Annotated in this window: 21 protein-coding genes; 9 read left to right on the forward strand and 12 right to left on the reverse strand. The window is 56.0% G+C overall.

Features of this window, described 5'->3' with window-relative positions:
- Positions 1–9: 9 nt before the first annotated feature.
- From mnmE to GOV88_RS11000, 3 genes are all read right to left on the reverse strand, one after another.
- Complete coding sequence (gene mnmE, locus GOV88_RS10990) at positions 10–1296, reverse strand: tRNA uridine-5-carboxymethylaminomethyl(34) synthesis GTPase MnmE (RefSeq protein WP_171240453.1); 1287 nt, start codon at positions 1294–1296, stop codon at positions 10–12.
- A 30-nt stretch (positions 1297–1326) separates the two neighbouring features.
- On the reverse strand, positions 1327–2598 hold the full coding sequence (gene rho / locus GOV88_RS10995; RefSeq protein WP_171240454.1) for a transcription termination factor Rho: 1272 nt from the start codon (positions 2596–2598) through the stop codon (positions 1327–1329).
- 148 nt (positions 2599–2746) lie between these two features.
- Positions 2747–3196 (reverse strand): CopD family protein, encoded by a 450-nt coding sequence (locus GOV88_RS11000; protein WP_171240455.1) that lies wholly within the window; start codon positions 3194–3196, stop codon positions 2747–2749.
- A 404-nt stretch (positions 3197–3600) separates the two neighbouring features.
- Between GOV88_RS11000 and GOV88_RS11005 the strand changes: the two genes are divergently transcribed.
- From GOV88_RS11005 to dnaQ, 4 genes are read left to right on the forward strand one after another with little or no spacing between them, the layout of a single operon-like run.
- Entirely contained in the window at positions 3601–4200 is a 600-nt protein-coding gene (locus GOV88_RS11005; protein WP_171240456.1) for a nucleoside triphosphate pyrophosphatase, read from the forward strand.
- Positions 4197–5030: a shikimate dehydrogenase gene (locus GOV88_RS11010; protein ID WP_171240457.1), complete on the forward strand. Its 834-nt coding sequence runs from the start codon at positions 4197–4199 to the stop codon at positions 5028–5030. Before GOV88_RS11005 ends, GOV88_RS11010 begins: the two co-directional genes overlap by 4 nt.
- Positions 5027–5620: a dephospho-CoA kinase gene (gene coaE / locus GOV88_RS11015; protein ID WP_171240458.1), complete on the forward strand. Its 594-nt coding sequence runs from the start codon at positions 5027–5029 to the stop codon at positions 5618–5620. The genes GOV88_RS11010 and coaE overlap by 4 nt, the downstream gene beginning before the upstream one ends.
- On the forward strand, positions 5613–6335 hold the full coding sequence (gene dnaQ, locus GOV88_RS11020; protein WP_171124073.1) for a DNA polymerase III subunit epsilon: 723 nt from the start codon (positions 5613–5615) through the stop codon (positions 6333–6335). Before coaE ends, dnaQ begins: the two co-directional genes overlap by 8 nt.
- Positions 6336–6362: 27 nt before the next feature.
- Here the strand turns inward: dnaQ and secB are convergent, their stop codons facing one another.
- Positions 6363–6860, reverse strand: coding sequence for a protein-export chaperone SecB (gene secB, locus GOV88_RS11025; protein ID WP_171240459.1), 498 nt, complete (start codon positions 6858–6860; stop codon positions 6363–6365).
- Positions 6861–6924: 64 nt separating this feature from the next.
- Positions 6925–7416, reverse strand: coding sequence for an FxsA family protein (locus GOV88_RS11030; RefSeq protein WP_171240460.1), 492 nt, complete (start codon positions 7414–7416; stop codon positions 6925–6927).
- Between the two features lie 108 nt (positions 7417–7524).
- On the opposite strand from GOV88_RS11030, the gene GOV88_RS11035 reads away from it, so the two are divergent.
- From GOV88_RS11035 to GOV88_RS11045, 3 genes are read left to right on the forward strand one after another with little or no spacing between them, the layout of a single operon-like run.
- Positions 7525–8187: a Tim44/TimA family putative adaptor protein gene (locus GOV88_RS11035; RefSeq protein WP_171123768.1), complete on the forward strand. Its 663-nt coding sequence runs from the start codon at positions 7525–7527 to the stop codon at positions 8185–8187.
- A complete protein-coding gene (locus GOV88_RS11040) occupies positions 8184–9218 on the forward strand; it encodes a murein transglycosylase A (RefSeq protein ID WP_171240461.1) in 1035 nt (344 codons plus the stop codon). The genes GOV88_RS11035 and GOV88_RS11040 overlap by 4 nt, the downstream gene beginning before the upstream one ends.
- Positions 9218–9805 carry a Smr/MutS family protein gene (locus GOV88_RS11045; protein ID WP_171240462.1) on the forward strand — a complete coding sequence of 196 codons (588 nt, stop codon included), beginning with the start codon at positions 9218–9220 and terminating at the stop codon, positions 9803–9805. Before GOV88_RS11040 ends, GOV88_RS11045 begins: the two co-directional genes overlap by 1 nt.
- Here GOV88_RS11045 and GOV88_RS11050 read toward each other — a convergent pair.
- The 3 genes from GOV88_RS11050 to hslU all read right to left on the reverse strand — a co-directional run bounded on the left by GOV88_RS11050 (position 9802) and on the right by hslU (position 13523).
- Entirely contained in the window at positions 9802–11022 is a 1221-nt protein-coding gene (locus tag GOV88_RS11050) for an MFS transporter (protein ID WP_371808235.1), read from the reverse strand. The two genes, GOV88_RS11045 and GOV88_RS11050, sit on opposite strands and share 4 nt — an antisense overlap.
- On the reverse strand, positions 11019–12116 hold the full coding sequence (locus GOV88_RS11055) for an alpha/beta hydrolase (RefSeq protein WP_171240463.1): 1098 nt from the start codon (positions 12114–12116) through the stop codon (positions 11019–11021). The genes GOV88_RS11050 and GOV88_RS11055 overlap by 4 nt, the downstream gene beginning before the upstream one ends.
- 99 nt (positions 12117–12215) lie before the next feature.
- Entirely contained in the window at positions 12216–13523 is a 1308-nt protein-coding gene (hslU, locus tag GOV88_RS11060) for an ATP-dependent protease ATPase subunit HslU (RefSeq protein WP_171240464.1), read from the reverse strand.
- A 179-nt stretch (positions 13524–13702) separates the two neighbouring features.
- Here hslU and GOV88_RS11065 point away from each other — a divergent pair, with 179 nt between their 5' ends.
- A complete protein-coding gene (locus tag GOV88_RS11065) occupies positions 13703–14944 on the forward strand; it encodes an MFS transporter (RefSeq protein WP_171240465.1) in 1242 nt (413 codons plus the stop codon).
- Here GOV88_RS11065 and hslV read toward each other — a convergent pair.
- On the reverse strand, positions 14933–15493 hold the full coding sequence (gene hslV / locus GOV88_RS11070; RefSeq protein WP_171240466.1) for an ATP-dependent protease subunit HslV: 561 nt from the start codon (positions 15491–15493) through the stop codon (positions 14933–14935). The genes GOV88_RS11065 and hslV overlap by 12 nt on opposite strands.
- Positions 15494–15690: 197 nt before the next feature.
- Between hslV and GOV88_RS11075 the strand changes: the two genes are divergently transcribed.
- Complete coding sequence (locus tag GOV88_RS11075; protein WP_171123756.1) at positions 15691–15885, forward strand: DUF1127 domain-containing protein; 195 nt, start codon at positions 15691–15693, stop codon at positions 15883–15885.
- A 58-nt stretch (positions 15886–15943) separates the two neighbouring features.
- On the opposite strand, the gene GOV88_RS11080 is transcribed toward GOV88_RS11075, so the two are convergent.
- From GOV88_RS11080 to trxA, 3 genes are all read right to left on the reverse strand, one after another.
- Positions 15944–16303: a Lin0512 family protein gene (locus GOV88_RS11080; RefSeq protein ID WP_171124046.1), complete on the reverse strand. Its 360-nt coding sequence runs from the start codon at positions 16301–16303 to the stop codon at positions 15944–15946.
- Positions 16300–16650 (reverse strand): Lin0512 family protein, encoded by a 351-nt coding sequence (locus tag GOV88_RS11085; protein ID WP_171240467.1) that lies wholly within the window; start codon positions 16648–16650, stop codon positions 16300–16302. Before GOV88_RS11085 ends, GOV88_RS11080 begins: the two co-directional genes overlap by 4 nt.
- 67 nt (positions 16651–16717) lie before the next feature.
- Positions 16718–17038 carry a thioredoxin gene (trxA, locus tag GOV88_RS11090; RefSeq protein WP_039542610.1) on the reverse strand — a complete coding sequence of 107 codons (321 nt, stop codon included), beginning with the start codon at positions 17036–17038 and terminating at the stop codon, positions 16718–16720.
- Positions 17039–17062: the final 24 nt, after the last annotated feature.

Genomic DNA, 17062 nt, shown 5'->3' on the forward strand with positions numbered 1-17062 from the left:
AAACACTCCCTATTTTCCCAGACAGAAGCTTGCGAAGATTTCATCCAAAAGATCTTCCACGCCTATTCTACCGACCAATGCCTCTAGCGCACGAATGGCTGTGCGCAATTCTTCGGCAGCGATATCATACAAGTCCGGGCCTGATTCCAGAACAGACATTGCTGCACCCAACGCCTCCTGAGCATTATTGAGCGAAATACGGTGCCTTTCGCGGGTTGCAATACCATAACTTGTGGCACGGCCACCCAATATACGCGATATATCGGAGATCAACTGATCCAAACCCTTACCAGTTTTACCTGATATCCCACCTTTTATATCATCCCTGAGGTCAGCCTTCGGCAAAACCTGAATATCACCGTCGCGCACTGAAACACCCAAAGACATCGGGTCCTCGGTCAGGAATACCCGTAAATCCGCGGCCTCTGCACGTTTAATCGCCAATTCGATTCCAAGGCTTTCAACATGATCTTCGGTTTCGCGAAGCCCGGCTGTGTCCAAAAGCGTGACTGGCAACCCCTCAAGATCCATTCGGACCTCAATCACATCGCGGGTCGTTCCGGCATATTCCGACGTTATCGCCGCATCTCGCCCGGCAAGTGCATTCAGTAAGGTGGACTTCCCTGCATTAGGAAGGCCGACAATTGCGACTTCGAACCCTGAGCGAATACGCTCCGCAATTCGAACTCCGTCGGCTTCGCGTTGCACATCAGCCATGACACCAGTGACCAAAGAACGGACTTCGGGCGTAACATCCGTCGGAACCTCTTCGTCAGCGAAATCAATGACAGCTTCCAAAAGGGATGCGGCGCGGATCAGATCACGACGCCAGCGTTCTGCAAGGGAACCCAGTTCGCCGGCTAATATTGTCTGTGCCTGTTTGCGCTGCGCTTCGGTTTCGGCATCAATCAAGTCGGCCAAGCCTTCGACCTGCGTCAAATCCATCTTGCCGTTTTCAAGCGCGCGACGCGTGAATTCCCCCGGCTCTGCAAGCCGCAAACCTTCAGTATCGCCAAGACTGCGCATCACCGCATTCACAGATGCCATACTTCCGTGAACCTGCAACTCTGCCACATCTTCACCGGTAAAGCTCGCAGGGGCCTGGAATGTTAGTACCAGACCCTCATCCAGAATTGAGCCGTCAGTTGCAAACAAGGCGCGCACACGCATGCCGCGGGCTGGCAGAGTATCCCTGGTTAATGCAGCCGCTGCGGAATGCGCCAAATGACCAGAAAGGCGGATGACCGCCACCCCGGCTTTGCCCTGCGCGCTGGCCAAGGCGAATATCGTATCCATTCGAAGGCCTCGCGTCAGTTAAGACCTGTGTCAGGTGTTCATTGAATCGAAGAACTCGCCATTCGTCTTCGTCTGCTTCAGCTTGGATAGCAGGAACTCGATCGCGTCGGTCGTACCCATCGGGTTGAGGATACGGCGCAGAACGAAAGTTTTGGCCAAATCGCCCTTGTCGACCAGCAAGTCCTCTTTCCGGGTACCGGATTTGAGAATGTCGATGGCCGGGAACACGCGCTTGTCGGCAATTTTGCGATCCAGCACGATTTCCGAGTTACCGGTGCCTTTGAATTCTTCAAAGATCACCTCATCCATCCGGCTGCCGGTGTCGATCAGCGCGGTGGCGATAATGGTCAGCGAACCGCCCTCTTCGATATTCCGCGCGGCACCAAAGAACCGCTTGGGCCGTTGAAGGGCGTTCGCATCAACACCACCTGTCAGAACCTTGCCCGACGATGGTACCACTGTGTTAAACGCCCTACCAAGTCTTGTGATCGAATCGAGAAGAATAACAACATCTCGCTTGTGCTCGACCAGACGCTTGGCTTTTTCGATCACCATTTCCGACACGGCCACGTGGCGCGTTGCGGGTTCATCAAAGGTCGAGGATACAACCTCACCCTTTACCGAACGCTGCATGTCGGTCACCTCTTCCGGGCGTTCGTCGATCAGCAAGACGATCAGATAACATTCGGGGTGGTTCTGCTCGATCGAGTGCGCAATGTTCTGCAAGATCACCGTCTTACCCGTCCGCGGGGGCGCCACGATCAACGACCGCTGGCCCTTACCAATCGGTGCCACAAGGTCGATGACACGAGCAGATTTATCCTTGATGGTAGGATCCTCGATCTCCATCTTCAGACGCTCTTCTGGATACAAGGGCGTCAGGTTGTCGAACAGGATCTTGTGCTTGGCCTTCTCGGGCTCTTCAAAATTGATCTTAGTAACCTTGATCAGCGCAAAATAGCGTTCGTTGTCATCAGGTGCCTTGATCTCACCTTCAACCGTGTCGCCGGTACGAAGCGAATGCTGGCGGATCATGTCGGGTGAAACATAGATGTCGTCTGGACCCGGCAGATAGTTCGCCTCGGGCGAGCGCAGGAAGCCGAACCCGTCCTGCAAAACTTCCAGAACGCCGTCACCACCGACGGTCCAACCCTCATCCGCGCGTTCGCGCAGAATCTGGAACATCATCTCGCCTTTACGCATGGTCGAGGCGTTCTCGATCTCCAGCTCTTCGGCCATTGCCAGAAGGTCTTTGGGGCTTTTGGCCTTAAGGTTGGCCAGATTCAGAGTTTCATTGGACATGATACAAACCTTCACCGCTGTCAGCGCGGCACGAAGTGGAATTTCAGTACGGAAGATACGCCGCCCGGACGGGCGTGTTGACCCCTACATAAGCGTGGCTTCAGGTGGAGTCAAACCACCTGTCTGACCCTTATACGCAAAAAAGCCCTCAGAACTTCAGAATGACCGCCAGAACGATGATCACCATCAAAACGGTCGGAACCTCGTTCATCATGCGATACTGCCGCCCAGTGAGCTTATTTTGCCCCTCAAGGAAGTCTTTGCTCCGAGCCATCAGCCAATGATGAAACCAGGTCATACCAATCACGGATACGCCTTTGACCCAAGGCCATGCAAAATCCCAACCGACAATACCCGGTGTAAACACCATGATCAGGCCACAGACCCAAGCCACAATCATTGCGGGGCGCATGATCACACGCAGTAGCTTTTCTTCCATTTCAAAGAAGATTGCCTCAGCCCCTTCGACAGTCTGTGCTTTTTCGACGTGATAAACGAATAGTCTAGGCAAATAGAACAGGCCCGCCATCCACGAGATCACTGCCATGATGTGAAGAGACTTCACCCATGGGTAAATCGTGAAAAGAAAATCCGTCATCTTGGCTCCGAAGATTACTCGGAACCCTCCCTAATAAAAAAATAAGAAAAGAAAAAGGAAGATGGTTTTGTAGGGTGAACAAAATCAGTGGATTACTTTTTTACACATCTGTTTTCCCCAGGTGGATAGAATCCGGTTTAGATACGGTGATTCTGTTGAGGGAATAAATTTCACAACAATTACAGTATTTTATATATTAACCGAGTATGAACTTCTGGGGATAAGTCTTTGGGTAACCTTGGAAAACCGGGTTATTCCTGTTCTTGGACTTATCCTTGTCCCTGCTGGATACCATTCGGGCGAATCCGGGAAGTTTAGCGTGAAAATCCCGGGCTTGCGTGTCAACTGGAAAACCATACAAACCATCCCGGAACAGTTAACGGTTTACTCAAGGGGTTTTCCACATGTCTGTCCCCATCATTCTGGCCTCTGGGTCGTCGATACGAGCGCAGCTTCTCAGGAACGCGGGCGTGCCCTTCACCGTGCAAACCGCGCGCGTGGATGAAGAGACAGCCAAACGGGCATTGCTAGCCGAGGATGCAAGCCCGCGCGATATTGCGGATACGCTGGCCGAAATGAAAGCACGCAAAGTCAGTGACAAATTTCCGGGTGCAATGGTGCTGGGCTGCGATCAGGTGCTGAATTTCGACGGTCGGTTGCTGTCCAAACCCGAAACGCCAACGGATGCACTGTCGCAACTCAGGGCGATGCGTGGCAAGCGACATATGCTGCTGTCTGCCGCTGTGATTTATCAAGACGGGGAACCCATCTGGCGACATGTGGGTCAGGTTCGATTGCGGATGCGGATGAGCTCGGACGCATATCTGCGAGATTATGTTGATCGCAACTGGGACAGTATCCGGCACGCGGTCGGGGCATATAAATTGGAGGAAGAAGGCGTGCGTCTGTTCGCAACCATTGACGGAGACTATTTTAACGTCTTGGGTATGCCCCTATTAGAGCTGTTGAATTTTCTGGGGGTCAAAGGGGTGATTGATCAATGAGTGAAGGCCGTATTCCTCTGGCAGGTGTGATTGGACACCCGGTTGCGCATTCAAAATCCCCGACCCTTCATGGACATTGGTTAAAATCCTATGGTCTGGCTGGGCACTATATTCCAATGGATGTTGCCCCGGATGATCTTGAAGTTGTCCTGCGCAGCTTACCTAAGGCTGGGTTTGTAGGGGCAAATGTAACGGTACCCCATAAAGAAGCGGCCTTGCGATTGGCGGATAACGTATCGGATCGGGCGCAGAAAATCGGTGCTGCGAACACGCTGGTCTTTCGTGAAGATGGCGCGATCCATGCCGACAATACCGATGGCTACGGATTCATGGAAAACCTGCGCAGCGGGGCACCGGATTGGACGCCGGGCGATGGTCCGGCCGTGGTGTTTGGCGCTGGCGGAGCTGCGCGCGCCGTTTTGCAAGCATTGGTCGAGGCCGGAGTGCCTAAGATCATGCTGACCAACCGAACACGGACCCGGGCGGATAAGCTGAAGGACGAATTCGGCCAAACCATCACCGTTGTCGATTGGGTGCAGGCCGGAAATGTGATCGAAGATGCCGAGCTGGTGGTCAATACGACGTCACTTGGGATGCAAGGGCAGCTTGAGCTGCGGGTCCCTTTGGATGGGTTGCAGCCGGGTGCTGTTGTCACTGATCTGGTCTATGCGCCGCTGAAAACCCATCTTTTGCAAACGGCCGAAGAAGCCGGATGCACGGTCGTGGATGGGTTGGGTATGCTGCTGCATCAGGCCGTTCCTGGATTTGAAAGCTGGTTCGGGGTGCGGCCCGAGGTGAATCTGGATTTGCGCGCGGCTGTTTTGTCATGAGTTTCGCGCTGGGTCTGACCGGCTCGATCGGGATGGGGAAAAGCACGACGGCCCAGATGTTCGTCGATGAAGGCTGTGAGCTATGGGATGCGGATGCCGCGGTACATAGACTCTATTCAAGGGGTGGAGCGGCTGTTGAACCGATGCAGACGGCTTTTCCAGACGCAATTGTTGATGGGGCTGTCAGTCGTGATGCGCTGAAACGGATCATTGCGCGGGACGTATCCGCCTTAAAACAGATCGAGGAGATTGTTCACCCGCTGGTGGCGGCGGATCGGGCTGCGTTTCGGCAAAACGCGACCGCGGATATACTGGTTTTTGACATCCCTTTGTTGTTTGAAACCGGGGGTCATGTAGCGATGGACGCCGTGGCCTGTGTTTCGGTACCTGCCGATGAACAAAAACGCCGGGTGATGGATCGCGGCACGATGTCCGATGCGCAGTTTGAACAAATCCGCGCCAAGCAGATGCCGAACGAAGAAAAATGCGCCCGGTCAGATTTTGTGATCGTGACAGACAGTCTGGACCATGCCCGCGAACAGGTGCAGGATGTGGTCAAACAGATACGAGCGGGGCTGGCAGATGCGTGAGATTGTACTCGACACCGAAACCACGGGGTTCGATCCAGAAAGCGGTGACCGGATCGTGGAAATCGGTGCGGTTGAACTGTGGAACCACGTCGCCACAGGCGAAACCTATCACGTCTATATTAACCCCGAGCGCTCTATGCCTGAAGAAGCCTTTGGTGTGCATGGCATTGGCCCGGATCTGCTAGATAACCCGCGCCCGCCGGAAAAGGGTGAGGTGACGCTGAAAGACAAGCCGGTTTTCGCCAAGGTCGGTCAGGGATTTCGCGATTTCATCAAGGATTCGAAACTGGTCATTCACAACGCCTCGTTCGATATGAAATTCCTGAACGCCGAGCTGAAATGGATGGGTCTGCCCCCGATCCCGATGGATCAGGCGCTGGATACGCTGGCGATTGCGCGCAAACGCTTTCCCGGCTCACCTGCTTCTTTGGATGCGTTGTGCCGCCGGTTCAATATCGACAACTCGAATCGAGCGCTGCACGGGGCGCTGCTCGACTCCGAAATTCTGGCCGAGGTTTATCTGGAACTGATCGGGGGGCGACAGCCGGATTTCGGATTGTCGACTGCGGCATCCTCATCTGTGGGCGGCGGCGATGAATGGCGCCCAACAGCGCGCCCAAATGCGCTGGCGTCCCGTATTACCGAAGACGAACGCGCCGCGCATGATGCTTTCGTGGAAAAACTGGGCGAAAACGCATTGTGGACCCGCGCCTGAGAAACATCCCGGCGCGGGTCCGGAGCTTTAGGCTTCGGTTTTCTGGGCTTCGGCTTGGCGACGCATCAGTTCGTTGCGGTACAGGCTGACAAAGTCGATGTTGTCCAGATTTACCGGCGGGTAACCACCGTCGCGGGTCACATCGCTGACGATACGGCGCAGGAACGGGAACAGCATCCGGGGGCATTCGATCATAAGGAACGGATGCAGCTGATCTTCGGCAACACCTTCCACGTGGAACAGGCCGCAATAGTCCAGCTCACACAGAAACAGGATGTCTTCCAGACCCTTGGCCTTGGACTTGAGGTTCAGCTTGATCGACACTTCGTACTGATGGTCTGCCGGGCGCTTTTTCGCATCCAGATTGACCTGTACGGAAATCTCGGGCTGAACGTCGCCCGATACGCCCTTTTGGGCCATCACGTTTTCAAAAGACAGGTCACGGATGAATTGTCCCAGAACGCGCATCTGGACTTGCGGGGCGGCCTGGGCCGCGGTGTTTTCTTTGGCGTCTTCTTCGGCCATGGATCTACTCCGAAAATAAAATTCGTCACTGCTTAACAAGTTGGGGCAGACACCTCAATGCAGGTCACGGCCCTTCGACCCATTTCGATGGCTTTGATGGGTTCTGACGGGGGCTAACTTCGGTAAATTCGCCGTCAATCACGTCGTCTTGTTGAAACGGATCAGCCCCGGAGCGAAATTGTGCGCCAGTTCCCATCTGAAACTGCGTGATGGTGGCTTTGGATTTAAGGTACCGGAATATAGCAACCCAGACGCCGGGAATTAGTAAAGCAAAACCAACGGCATCGGTGAAAAACCCCGGCGTCAGTAGCAAAACGCCCGACAGCAGGATCATTGCGCCATGGGCCAGCGGCTCGGTCGGGTCGTCCAGTTCAGCAAAGGAACGTTGCAGGTTTTCCAGCGCCATGCGACCTTGTGTCCGTACCAAAACAGTGCCCAGAATGGCTGTCAGGACTACAATGGCAAGCGTTGGCCACAGGCCGATCAAGCCGCCAACCTGAATGAACAGAGCGATCTCGATGATCGGGACCAATAAAAAAGCCAAGAACAGATACATTTGCGCTATCCTTTACAGCAGGGCGGACTGTGGACTTGCCGCCTTGTGTCACCTACATAGTGGCTTGAGGCCGCGTACACAAAGTCCCGGCACTGAAAAGAGAATGAAATGAGCGACAACCCAATGATCCAGTTGCTGGTCCTGGCCGGAATTGCCGTTTTCCTGATCCTTCGCTTGAAAAGCGTTCTGGGCACGCGTGAGGGGTTTGAAAAACCCCCGGTTCAGCAGCAACCAGAGGCGCACAAGTCGCGCCGCGACTTCGAGGTGATCGAAGGCGGCCCGGATCACGACATCACCGACCACGTCGCCGAAGACAGCGAACAGGCGCAAACCCTGACTGCGATGAAGCGGGTCGAGCCCAGCTTTTCTGTCAGTGAGTTCGTTCAGGGTGCGCGTGGCGCTTATGAGATGATCGTCATGGGGTTTGAAAAGGGCAATCTGGATGAAATACAGCCCTTCTTGTCCGAAGAGGTGTTCGACACGTTCGTATCCGTAGTCGCTGCCCGCGAAGATCAAGGTCTTACGATCGAGGCTGAATTTATTGGCGTGCGCGAGACATCCTTGGCAGATGTGAAGTTCGACAAGGATACCAACCAGGCCGAGATCACCATGAAGTTTGTTGGTGAGCTGACTTCGGTCGTGCGTGATCGCGGCGGGGACATCATCGAAGGCAACCCCAACACCGTCAAACGCCAGAAGGACAGCTGGACCTTTGCCCGCGTCATGGGCGCGGACGATCCGAACTGGCTGCTTGTCGCCACGGACGCATGATTGCTGCGCTTCGGTCGTTTTTTCTGGGGGTTGTGATGGCAACCTCTGTCAGCGCCGAAGCGACGCGTTCCATACTGACCTTTGACGATCTTGATGGCTGGGCCGAGGATGACCACGGCGCAGCCCTTTCGGTTTTTCTGAATACATGCGGTGATCTGGACGACCCTGACTGGCGTGCGCTGTGCGCCGTTGCCCGGGCCTATGAATCTGACGCTGCCCGATTGTTCTTTGAGCTGTTTTTCCGTCCTGTTCTGGTCGAAGACGGCAAAGACGCCCTATTTACCGGCTATTTCGAGCCCGAGCTGGATGGATCTCTGACCCGATCCGAACGTTTCAGATATCCGATTTACAAGATGCCGCCGGAAGCTCGCGCCGAAGGTCCGTGGCTGAGCCGCCGCGAAATTCTGACCGGCGACAGCATGACCGGCCGGGGTCTGGAGATTGCCTGGGTCGATGACCCGGTGGAATTGTTCTTTTTACAGATTCAGGGCTCTGGCCGTATTCGTCTGCCGGATGGGGGCGCGGTGCGCGTTGGGTATGGCGGGGCGAACGGCCACCCCTATCGGTCTATCGGGTCGGAACTGATCCGTCGCGGAGCGTTGGGTGCGCATCAGGTCAGCGCGCAGATGATCCGGGCTTGGGTGCGTAAAAACCCCGAAGCGGGTGCCGAACTGCTGTTCCACAATCCGTCATATGTGTTCTTCCGCGAAGTAAACCGCGTCGCGCCAGAATTGGGTCCCTTGGGCGCAATGAATCGGTCTGTCACCACACTGCGCAGCATTGCCGCTGATCCGGCCTATACGCCTTTGGGCGCGCCGGTTTGGGTTGAGAAAAACGGCAAAACACCGCTACGCCGATTGATGATCGCGCAGGACACAGGCGCCGCCATCAAGGGCGCCCAACGTGCAGACATCTTTTTCGGCACCGGGGATGAAGCCGGGGAAGCTGCCGGTCGATTAAAGGATTCGGGTCGAATGGTGCTTTTGCTGCCGATTCAACGCGCTTATGCGCTGTTGCCGGATGAGTTCTGATGACACGCCGTAAACTGACCGCGGAAGAAATTGAGCTGTGGCGCAAGGTGACCAATCAGGCCGAGCGCCTGCATCCCGAAGTGCCGCAAACTGTGCACCCGACGACGTTGCCCAAACCCAAGCCAACCAAAACGCCCAGGGTGCGGATTGAGCGGTTCGAGGTCGGGCAGAACGCCTTGGGAAAACCTGCGCGCAACGCGTTGAAGCCCACGGTCACAGAAAGCCTGCGCGCGACGCCGGTCCAGATGGATACCAAGGCTTTCAGCCGCATGAAACGGGGCAAGCTGAAGCCAGAGGGCAAGCTGGACTTGCATGGAATGCGCGTGGATACGGCGCATCCAACATTGATCCGGTTCATTCTGTCAGCGCAAGCATCAGGCAAACGTCTGGTTTTGGTCGTAACCGGAAAGGGCAAGGACCGTGATGAGCCCGGCCCCATTCCCACGCCGCGCGGTGTGTTGCGCAATCAAGTGCCGCAATGGTTATCTCTGCCACCCTTGGCGCAGGCTGTTCTGCAAGTGACACCTGCGCATGTCAGCCATGGCGGTGACGGGGCCTATTACGTGTATTTGCGCCGCGTTCGTTAAAGGGTTTGAGCGGCTCTTGCGATGCCAATGCGGGCAAGGACACTGACCAGTACGAAAAAGCCTCCGATCCACAGAAACTGGATGTCCAGCGGCACACCCAGATCAATCATCACGCCGGTCAACCCCGGCCCGATGGCTGATCCCAGAACCATGACCGCCGTTGCCATCGCCTTGATCGCGCCGATATGCCGGGTGCCATAGAATTCGGCCCAGAACGCGCTGGGCAGGGTGCTGTTGGCACCAACTGTCAGCGCCAGAAACATCAAGGCCAGCGTTGCGCCCCCGATCGACGATGTCATCCCCACGATCCCAAACCCAACGGCCATAGGCAGTTGATAAAACGGCATGATCCTAGCCGTGCCCCATTTATCCAGCGCCCAACCCCCCGCAAACATCGACAACATGGAAACGCTGGTGAAAATTGGAAACAGGGCAACCAGTTCGATATGCTGCCAGCCCTTCGAGCCCGCCAGATGAACCTGATGAAAGAAAAAGGCGGTGATAAAAGCAGACGGGCCCAGCAAGGCCGGTGCCATGAACCAGAACAGCGGATGAAAGATCGCTTCTTTCCGGGTCCAGTTACGACCTTCCATTCCCGTTGCCGAATATTCGCTGGACAGGCTTTGCGGGGTTCTTTCCTGACGAAGCAGCCGTAGCAGCGCAGGGATCCCCAAAAGGGTGACACACGCGGCAATCACCCAAAGCCACCGCCAGTCCAAGAAGGCCATGGCAGCCACAAAAGTGACCGGCAGCAACGCTTCGCCCACCGAGAAACCCAACGACGTGATCGCCAGTGCTTTGCCCCGTGTGGCAGTGAACCATCTGGCCATTGCCACCATCGCCAAGTGGGTGCTCATCCCCTGCCCAAACAGACGCAACAGAAACACCACAACAGGCAGCAAGGCAAGCCAGGCGTTCACCGCCATCGCCAACGCTGCCAGTGCCAGGCCTGCCAGAACCGCGGGGCCCAGAACCCTTACTCGAAAGATGTCGGTCAGCCCTCCGGCCCAGATCATCACGACGGCCGATATGGTGGTTCCAAGAGAATACAAACCGCCCCACGCGCCATGACTCAGACCAAAAGCGGCGCGGATTTCCCCAGAAAAGATCGAAATGAAAAAGGTCTGCCCAAAGCTGGACATGAAGGTCAGCAAGACTCCGGCACTTAACCATGTCGCGTTGTCCCGAAGGTATTGCCCCAACCGGAACCGCGTCACGGAGAGCTGACCCGCGCCTGCCCCGTTTCGCTTAGAACGATTTCAGTTGCACCCGTCGGGTTGCGAACGCTGTTGGGGGCGATCACATCAAACCCGCGACCGTCCGGGTCGAAGGTTCGGCTCACCCTTCGGGCGGAATTGATGATGGCCAAAAGCGCGGGCGACGTCGCGGCCACGAAATGCGAGGAATCCGCATCCTTGTTGAACGCCGTCGTGTCCAGAATGCTGATCTTGTAGTCCGCCAATGCATCAACGGAACTGATATTGCCAAGGCGCTCACCTTGAGTGGTGCCGCGCAGCCGGGCCGAAATGTTCAACAGTTTGTCTTTCCGCGACACCATCACGATGAAAGGGTCCGGTGGCGTTTTGATCGTATCCATTTGCGTCCGGAACAGATCGACATCCAGATCGGGGGCAATCAGTACGACACCTTCGATATTTTTGCTGGCCCAACCGGGTTCGCGCAATTCGGCCTGTCGCATCATCTCCATCGTCAGGGCTGTACCCATGGAATGGGCCACCAGAATAACGCGCCTTACACCCATTGCCTTAAGCTGTCGCACAGTCTGCTCTAATCCGTCGCGCGCAAACAGCATACTATCCAGATCATAGGCATATCCGGCACCACGGGCCTGGCTGGGCCAGGAATACACCATGATTGCACCGGGGATGTTGATGTCACGGCTTAGCTGGGCCGCGCGGAACGTGGTCTCGAACTGGGTTGTGTTATAGCCATGGATAAAGATGGACACCTCATCCTTGCCCCCCAATCGCGCCTTCATCTCACTTGGCCCTTGCAACTCATCCACACCGGCCATGACGAATTGCTTCTCGGGGTTCGGATTGGCATATGAAAAATCAAGGGTCCCGGGTGTGTGATTGGGCGGGATCGAAACCGTCATTTCCAGATATTGCAACGCCTCGCCCCGCTTAAATCCATAAGAACCGTCCGGCTCTCGCGCACGCGTTGTCGTTGCAAAAACGGTTTCAGGGCTTCCGACGGACAGCGCAGTTGGCACCGTCTCGGATATCGTACGGTCGACACAGGCGGTTAGAGGCACCGCCAGCAGGAAAATGAAAAAATAGCGCAGCAAAGGATTGGTCCTCGGGACAATATGCGCCCACGCTATCTGATTTTCGCCTCAGGTCCAGCGGTGCCGTACAGAATGACCGGCGGAAACCGGCTGGACCTATTACAAGACGTAACGGCTAAGGTCTGTGGACTTGGTCAGCTCACCCAGATTGTCATCGACGAATTGCGCGTTCACCGTGATCTTGGCCCCGGCCTGATCTGGGGCGGTGAAGGACAGTTCTTCGAACACACGCTCCATCACCGTGTACAAACGCCGCGCACCGATGTTTTCGACGCTTTGGTTCACGTCCGCCGCGATTTTGGCCAAGGCCGCGATGCCATCGTCGGTGAAGCTGACCGTGACCGCTTCGGTGCCCATCAGGGCGGTGTACTGGCGGGTCAGGGCGTTGTCTGTCTCGGTCAGGATACGCACGAAATCCTCTTCGGTCAGCGCGCGCAGTTCAACCCGGATCGGCAGACGGCCCTGCAATTCCGGCAACAGGTCCGAGGGTTTGGCGATGTGGAACGCGCCCGAAGCGATAAACAGGATATGGTCGGTTTTGACCGCACCGTGTTTGGTGCTGACAGTTGTGCCCTCAATCAGGGGAAGCAGGTCGCGCTGTACCCCTTCCCGGCTGACGTCGCCGCCGCGTGCATCTGATCGCGCGCAGACCTTGTCGATCTCATCCAGAAAAACGATGCCATTCTGTTCGACCGATTCCAAAGCCACGCGGTTGACGGTTTCATCATCCAGCAGCTTGTCGGCCTCTTCCCCGATCAGCGCGTCATAGCTTTCGGCGACAGTCATCTTCTTTTTGACGGTCCGCCCACCGAACGCCTTGCCGAAGATGTCGCCCAGATTCATCATACCCATCTGGCTGCCGGGTTGACCGGGAATGTCGAACATCGGCATTGGGTTCGCGCTGTCGGACAACTCCAACTCGATCACCGTATCATCCAGCTCGCCCGCTTTCAGTTTCTTGCGGAACATCTCGCGCGTGCCTTCCCGGGCATCGGTACCGGCGATGGCTTCGATCACGCGATCTTCGGCGGCCTGATGCGCCTTGGCTTTGACGTCTTCGCGCATGAATTCGCGGGTCTGGATAATCGCGGCATCTGCCAGATCACGCACGATCTGTTCCACGTCGCGCCCGACATACCCAACTTCGGTAAACTTGGTGGCTTCGACCTTGATGAATGGCGCGCGGGCGAGTTTCGCCAGTCGGCGGCTGATCTCGGTCTTGCCAACACCGGTGGGGCCGATCATCAGGATGTTTTTCGGATACACTTCATCCCGAATGTCATCGGTCAGTTGCTTGCGCCGCCAGCGGTTGCGCAGCGCGACGGCGACTGCGCGTTTGGCATCCTTCTGCCCGATAATGAAACGGTCCAGTTCCGAGACAATCTCGCGCGGGGTCAGGTCGGTCAAGGCGCAGTCCTTTCGGTCGGCATATGGAAACTTGGGCTTAGGTAATCACCGCTGGATCGAAAACAACAGCGGCAGCGTTGGTTAGCAATGCCCTATCCGGTTTGCAAATGCTTTCCTTAGGTGAAACGCACCCCCTCTGATACAGTAATTTCAAGGTGTTGAGGGTCAGGAGCGCGCGGATGACGAAAATTGCCAAGATCACCCTTCTGTTCGTGGTGTTTGTGGACCTGCTTGGGCAGGGGCTGGTTTTCCCGATCATCAACTCGCTGATCATGGAGACGAAATCCAACTTCCTGCCCGAAAGCACCGCAATGGGTATGCGGCATCTGTACTATGGGCTGGTGATCGGTTGTTTCTTTCTGTCCTGGTTTCTGGGCGTTGTGTATGTCTCGAAAGTCTCAGACTCGATCGGGCGCAAGAACGCATTGCTGGTCTGTCTGGGTGGAGCGTTGGCAGGCTATGCGCTGACCATTACGGCGCTGTATCTCAACAGTCTGATCCTGTTGATTATCGGTAGGTCGATCACGGGCTTTACGGCTGGGAACCAACCTATTGCACAGGCGGCAATGATTGATGGCAGCTCTGACGCCGCCGATCGCGACCGCAATATGGGATATATCATCACTGGCGTTAGCTTTGGCCTTGTCGGAGGTCCGATCATTGGTGCCGTCCTGTCCGATGCCAACCTGCTGGGCAGTTATGCGACGCTGAAAACACCGTTCTACGGGGCCTTCGCTCTGGTACTGATTGCGATTTTCCTTGTGATGTTCTTTTTCAAGGACACCCGCACGGAACGCGCAGCCTTTGTTTTTCGCCCCCGCGATATCACCGACAGCCTGATCGCGGTCCGCACGCATCCGTTGGTTCTGAAAATCCTGCCGGTTTATGCCTTGTTCATGATCGCGAATGTCACCTTCTATGTCTTCGTCGACAATTTCCTGACATCTGCATGGGGCTATGGCGTGATCGGCGGAAGCATGGCGATGGTGGTGATCGGATTTGCGCTGGCGTTCTCAAGCACTTTCCTTGTGAAACCGGCACAAGAAAGGTTCAGCAAGCATCAGATCATCTACACATCGCTGGTGGTCATGGTGATCTGCGGGTTTGGTTTTGCCTTCAGTCCCAGCGGTGTGCTGAGTTACATCCCGGTCTTCTTCTTCTATTTCTTCTTTGGCGTATCCTACCCAACCTTGCTGGGCCTGTTTTCTTCGGCCGTCAGCGAAACCGATCAGGGTTGGGTGATGGGCGTGACCACGGCTGTCTTCTGTCTGGCCGGAGGGGTCATGTCCCTGATCGGCGGCGGGTTGATGAGCATCGACATCCGGGTGCCGTACTACATCGTCATCCTCGCCGCGATACTGGGCCTGATCGGGATGCACCTGCGGTGGAAGGGGAAAGAGATCAAGGCGCTACTGGCCTGAGATTTCCTCAACCGTCAGGTTGCCATTGGTATAGACGCAAATATCGGCGGCAATCGCCATTGCCTCACGCGCCACCGTTTCGGCGGGCTTGTCGCTGTCCATCATCGCGCGCGCTGCGGCCAGAGCGAAATTGCCGCCGGATCCGATGGCGGCGACGTTGTGTTCCGGCTCCAGCACGTCCCCTGCCCCTGTGATCACTAGCAGATCCTTGCCATCCGTGACGATCAGCATCGCCTCAAGCTTTTGCAGGTATTTATCCGTCCGCCAGTCTTTCGCCAGCTCGACCGAGGCGCGGGCCAGTTGGCCTGGCGTGGCCTCCAACTTGGCTTCCAGCCGCTCCAGCAAAGTGAAGGCATCGGCTGTTGATCCGGCGAAACCCGCGACAACCTCGAACCCGCCCGGCGACAGGCGGCGCACTTTCCGGGCGGTGCCTTTGATCACGGTTTGACCCAGGCTGACTTGACCGTCCCCGGCAATCACCACTTGGCCGCCTTTCTTGACGCCAATAATTGTCGTGCCGTGCCATCCGGGATAATCGCTGTCTGCCATGGAAGCCTCCGTTTTGTCTGGTCCCCTATATGGGCCGGGCGCGCGTACAGCGCAACAGTTCACAAACCGCTTAAAAGATATGCATTAAGTGCAATTCGGGGTTACCAGACTAGCAATTGTGAGTCTCAGGCAATGCTCCTACATGAGCCTTACAACCGACACGAGGTCGGCTGTTTCAGTCACAAGGAAATGCGCAAATGGCAACTACTGCAAATATCCATGCGCCGCTCGGAGCAGCTACCATCCTGCATGTAGTGGACGCGATCTACGGAACATTCGAAAAAGCGGCTTTGTGGAATGAATCCCGCAAGACACGCAAGCTTTTGTCGAACCTGAGCGACGCCCAGTTGGAAGATGTCGGTCTGACCCGCGCGGAAATCGAGACGATCTGACCCGCACGATCATTACAAGAATAGTTGAGCCGCTCAGACTTGGGCGGCTTTTTCTTTTTCAGGATAATTTGTATCGGTCGGAAAGATCCGGCAGAAACGCCTCGACCGCAGCGGTGGCCACCACATGCCGCGTCCCGTCTTTGTCGTCGATATCCAGCCCGCCCTTTACGGCACGTACCTTGGCCCGCCCGCGTGGAAGATCTGCAGCGACCTGATCACAATCCACAGCTTCGGGATCTTGAACACCGATTGTCACCTGAACGCGCATCTCGTGGTGATCCACGCCCAGCTTGGAAAACAGCGTGATCGACGAGTGATGCAAGGCGTCTTGCACGGCCCGTCGTGCGGCCTTGGTGTAATCCTGTCCATACAGATCGTTGCCAGTACCCATTTCCAGAATGATACGTTTTTCGCTCATGTCGCAGGCTCCATGTCGAACGAGACTATAATGGCCGCGTTTGCGATGACGGTGCGCCCCTCGGCGTGGGGTTTGTCGATATCCAGTCCGCCTTCGGTGACAGTCACATTCGGCTGACCATAAGGAAATACGGCTTTCAGCGCATCCTGGTCCACCTGATCGGGCTTCTGCACCCCGATTTCAGCATCAATGATCATTGCCTCTTTCGGGAAATCGAACAATTCTGCCATGTTGACAGAGTTGTGCCAAAGCGCATCCTTGATCGCACGCAGAGCGGCCTCGGTATAATCCTCGCGGCGCAGCGACGTTCCCATTCCAAATTCAACAAGAACCCGAGTTTTTGTCATGTGCCCTCCCGGCAGAAAGAAAGGCGCCCCGGTTGGGACGCCTTTGAAAACAGTCTGTCCAATCAGATCAGATGGACTCGTCAATCCAGCTTTGCAGCGCGGCTTTGGGCGCGGCACCTGCGCGGTTCGAAACAACCTGACCGTCTTTGAAGATGAACAGTGCCGGAATACCGCGCACGCCCATGGCGGCGGCTGCGTTCGGGTTGCTGTCCACGTCTACCTTGGCAATCTTGACCTTGCCGCCATACTCAGTGGCCAGCTCTTCCAGAGCGGGGCCGATCTGTTTACAGGGGCCACACCATTCGGCCCAGAAATCGACAACAACGGGGATGTCGGAATTCTTGACTTCGGCGTCAAAGGTATCATCGGTTACGGCTACGGTCGACATATTCTGTCTCCTGAATGGGGAATG

Source organism: Ruegeria sp. HKCCA5491, from assembly GCF_013034565.1.
Lineage (GTDB): Bacteria > Pseudomonadota > Alphaproteobacteria > Rhodobacterales > Rhodobacteraceae > Ruegeria.

What these genes read in the sequence shown, in the direction of transcription:
- GOV88_RS11075 (WP_171123756.1), top strand. Translation starts at nt 15,691, where the DNA reads ATGGCAACTACTGCAAATATCCATGCGCCGCTCGGAGCAGCTACCATC.
- GOV88_RS11085 (WP_171240467.1), bottom strand. Translation starts at nt 16,650, where the DNA reads ATGACAAAAACTCGGGTTCTTGTTGAATTTGGAATGGGAACGTCGCTG.
- GOV88_RS11045 (WP_171240462.1), top strand. Translation starts at nt 9,218, where the DNA reads ATGACACGCCGTAAACTGACCGCGGAAGAAATTGAGCTGTGGCGCAAG.
- GOV88_RS11035 (WP_171123768.1), top strand. Translation starts at nt 7,525, where the DNA reads ATGAGCGACAACCCAATGATCCAGTTGCTGGTCCTGGCCGGAATTGCC.
- mnmE (WP_171240453.1), bottom strand. Translation starts at nt 1,296, where the DNA reads ATGGATACGATATTCGCCTTGGCCAGCGCGCAGGGCAAAGCCGGGGTG.
- rho (WP_171240454.1), bottom strand. Translation starts at nt 2,598, where the DNA reads ATGTCCAATGAAACTCTGAATCTGGCCAACCTTAAGGCCAAAAGCCCC.
- GOV88_RS11030 (WP_171240460.1), bottom strand. Translation starts at nt 7,416, where the DNA reads ATGTATCTGTTCTTGGCTTTTTTATTGGTCCCGATCATCGAGATCGCT.
- GOV88_RS11080 (WP_171124046.1), bottom strand. Translation starts at nt 16,303, where the DNA reads ATGAGCGAAAAACGTATCATTCTGGAAATGGGTACTGGCAACGATCTG.
- trxA (WP_039542610.1), bottom strand. Translation starts at nt 17,038, where the DNA reads ATGTCGACCGTAGCCGTAACCGATGATACCTTTGACGCCGAAGTCAAG.
- dnaQ (WP_171124073.1), top strand. Translation starts at nt 5,613, where the DNA reads ATGCGTGAGATTGTACTCGACACCGAAACCACGGGGTTCGATCCAGAA.
- hslV (WP_171240466.1), bottom strand. Translation starts at nt 15,493, where the DNA reads ATGGCAGACAGCGATTATCCCGGATGGCACGGCACGACAATTATTGGC.
- GOV88_RS11040 (WP_171240461.1), top strand. Translation starts at nt 8,184, where the DNA reads ATGATTGCTGCGCTTCGGTCGTTTTTTCTGGGGGTTGTGATGGCAACC.
- GOV88_RS11005 (WP_171240456.1), top strand. Translation starts at nt 3,601, where the DNA reads ATGTCTGTCCCCATCATTCTGGCCTCTGGGTCGTCGATACGAGCGCAG.
- secB (WP_171240459.1), bottom strand. Translation starts at nt 6,860, where the DNA reads ATGGCCGAAGAAGACGCCAAAGAAAACACCGCGGCCCAGGCCGCCCCG.
- GOV88_RS11065 (WP_171240465.1), top strand. Translation starts at nt 13,703, where the DNA reads ATGACGAAAATTGCCAAGATCACCCTTCTGTTCGTGGTGTTTGTGGAC.
- GOV88_RS11010 (WP_171240457.1), top strand. Translation starts at nt 4,197, where the DNA reads ATGAGTGAAGGCCGTATTCCTCTGGCAGGTGTGATTGGACACCCGGTT.
- coaE (WP_171240458.1), top strand. Translation starts at nt 5,027, where the DNA reads ATGAGTTTCGCGCTGGGTCTGACCGGCTCGATCGGGATGGGGAAAAGC.
- GOV88_RS11000 (WP_171240455.1), bottom strand. Translation starts at nt 3,196, where the DNA reads ATGACGGATTTTCTTTTCACGATTTACCCATGGGTGAAGTCTCTTCAC.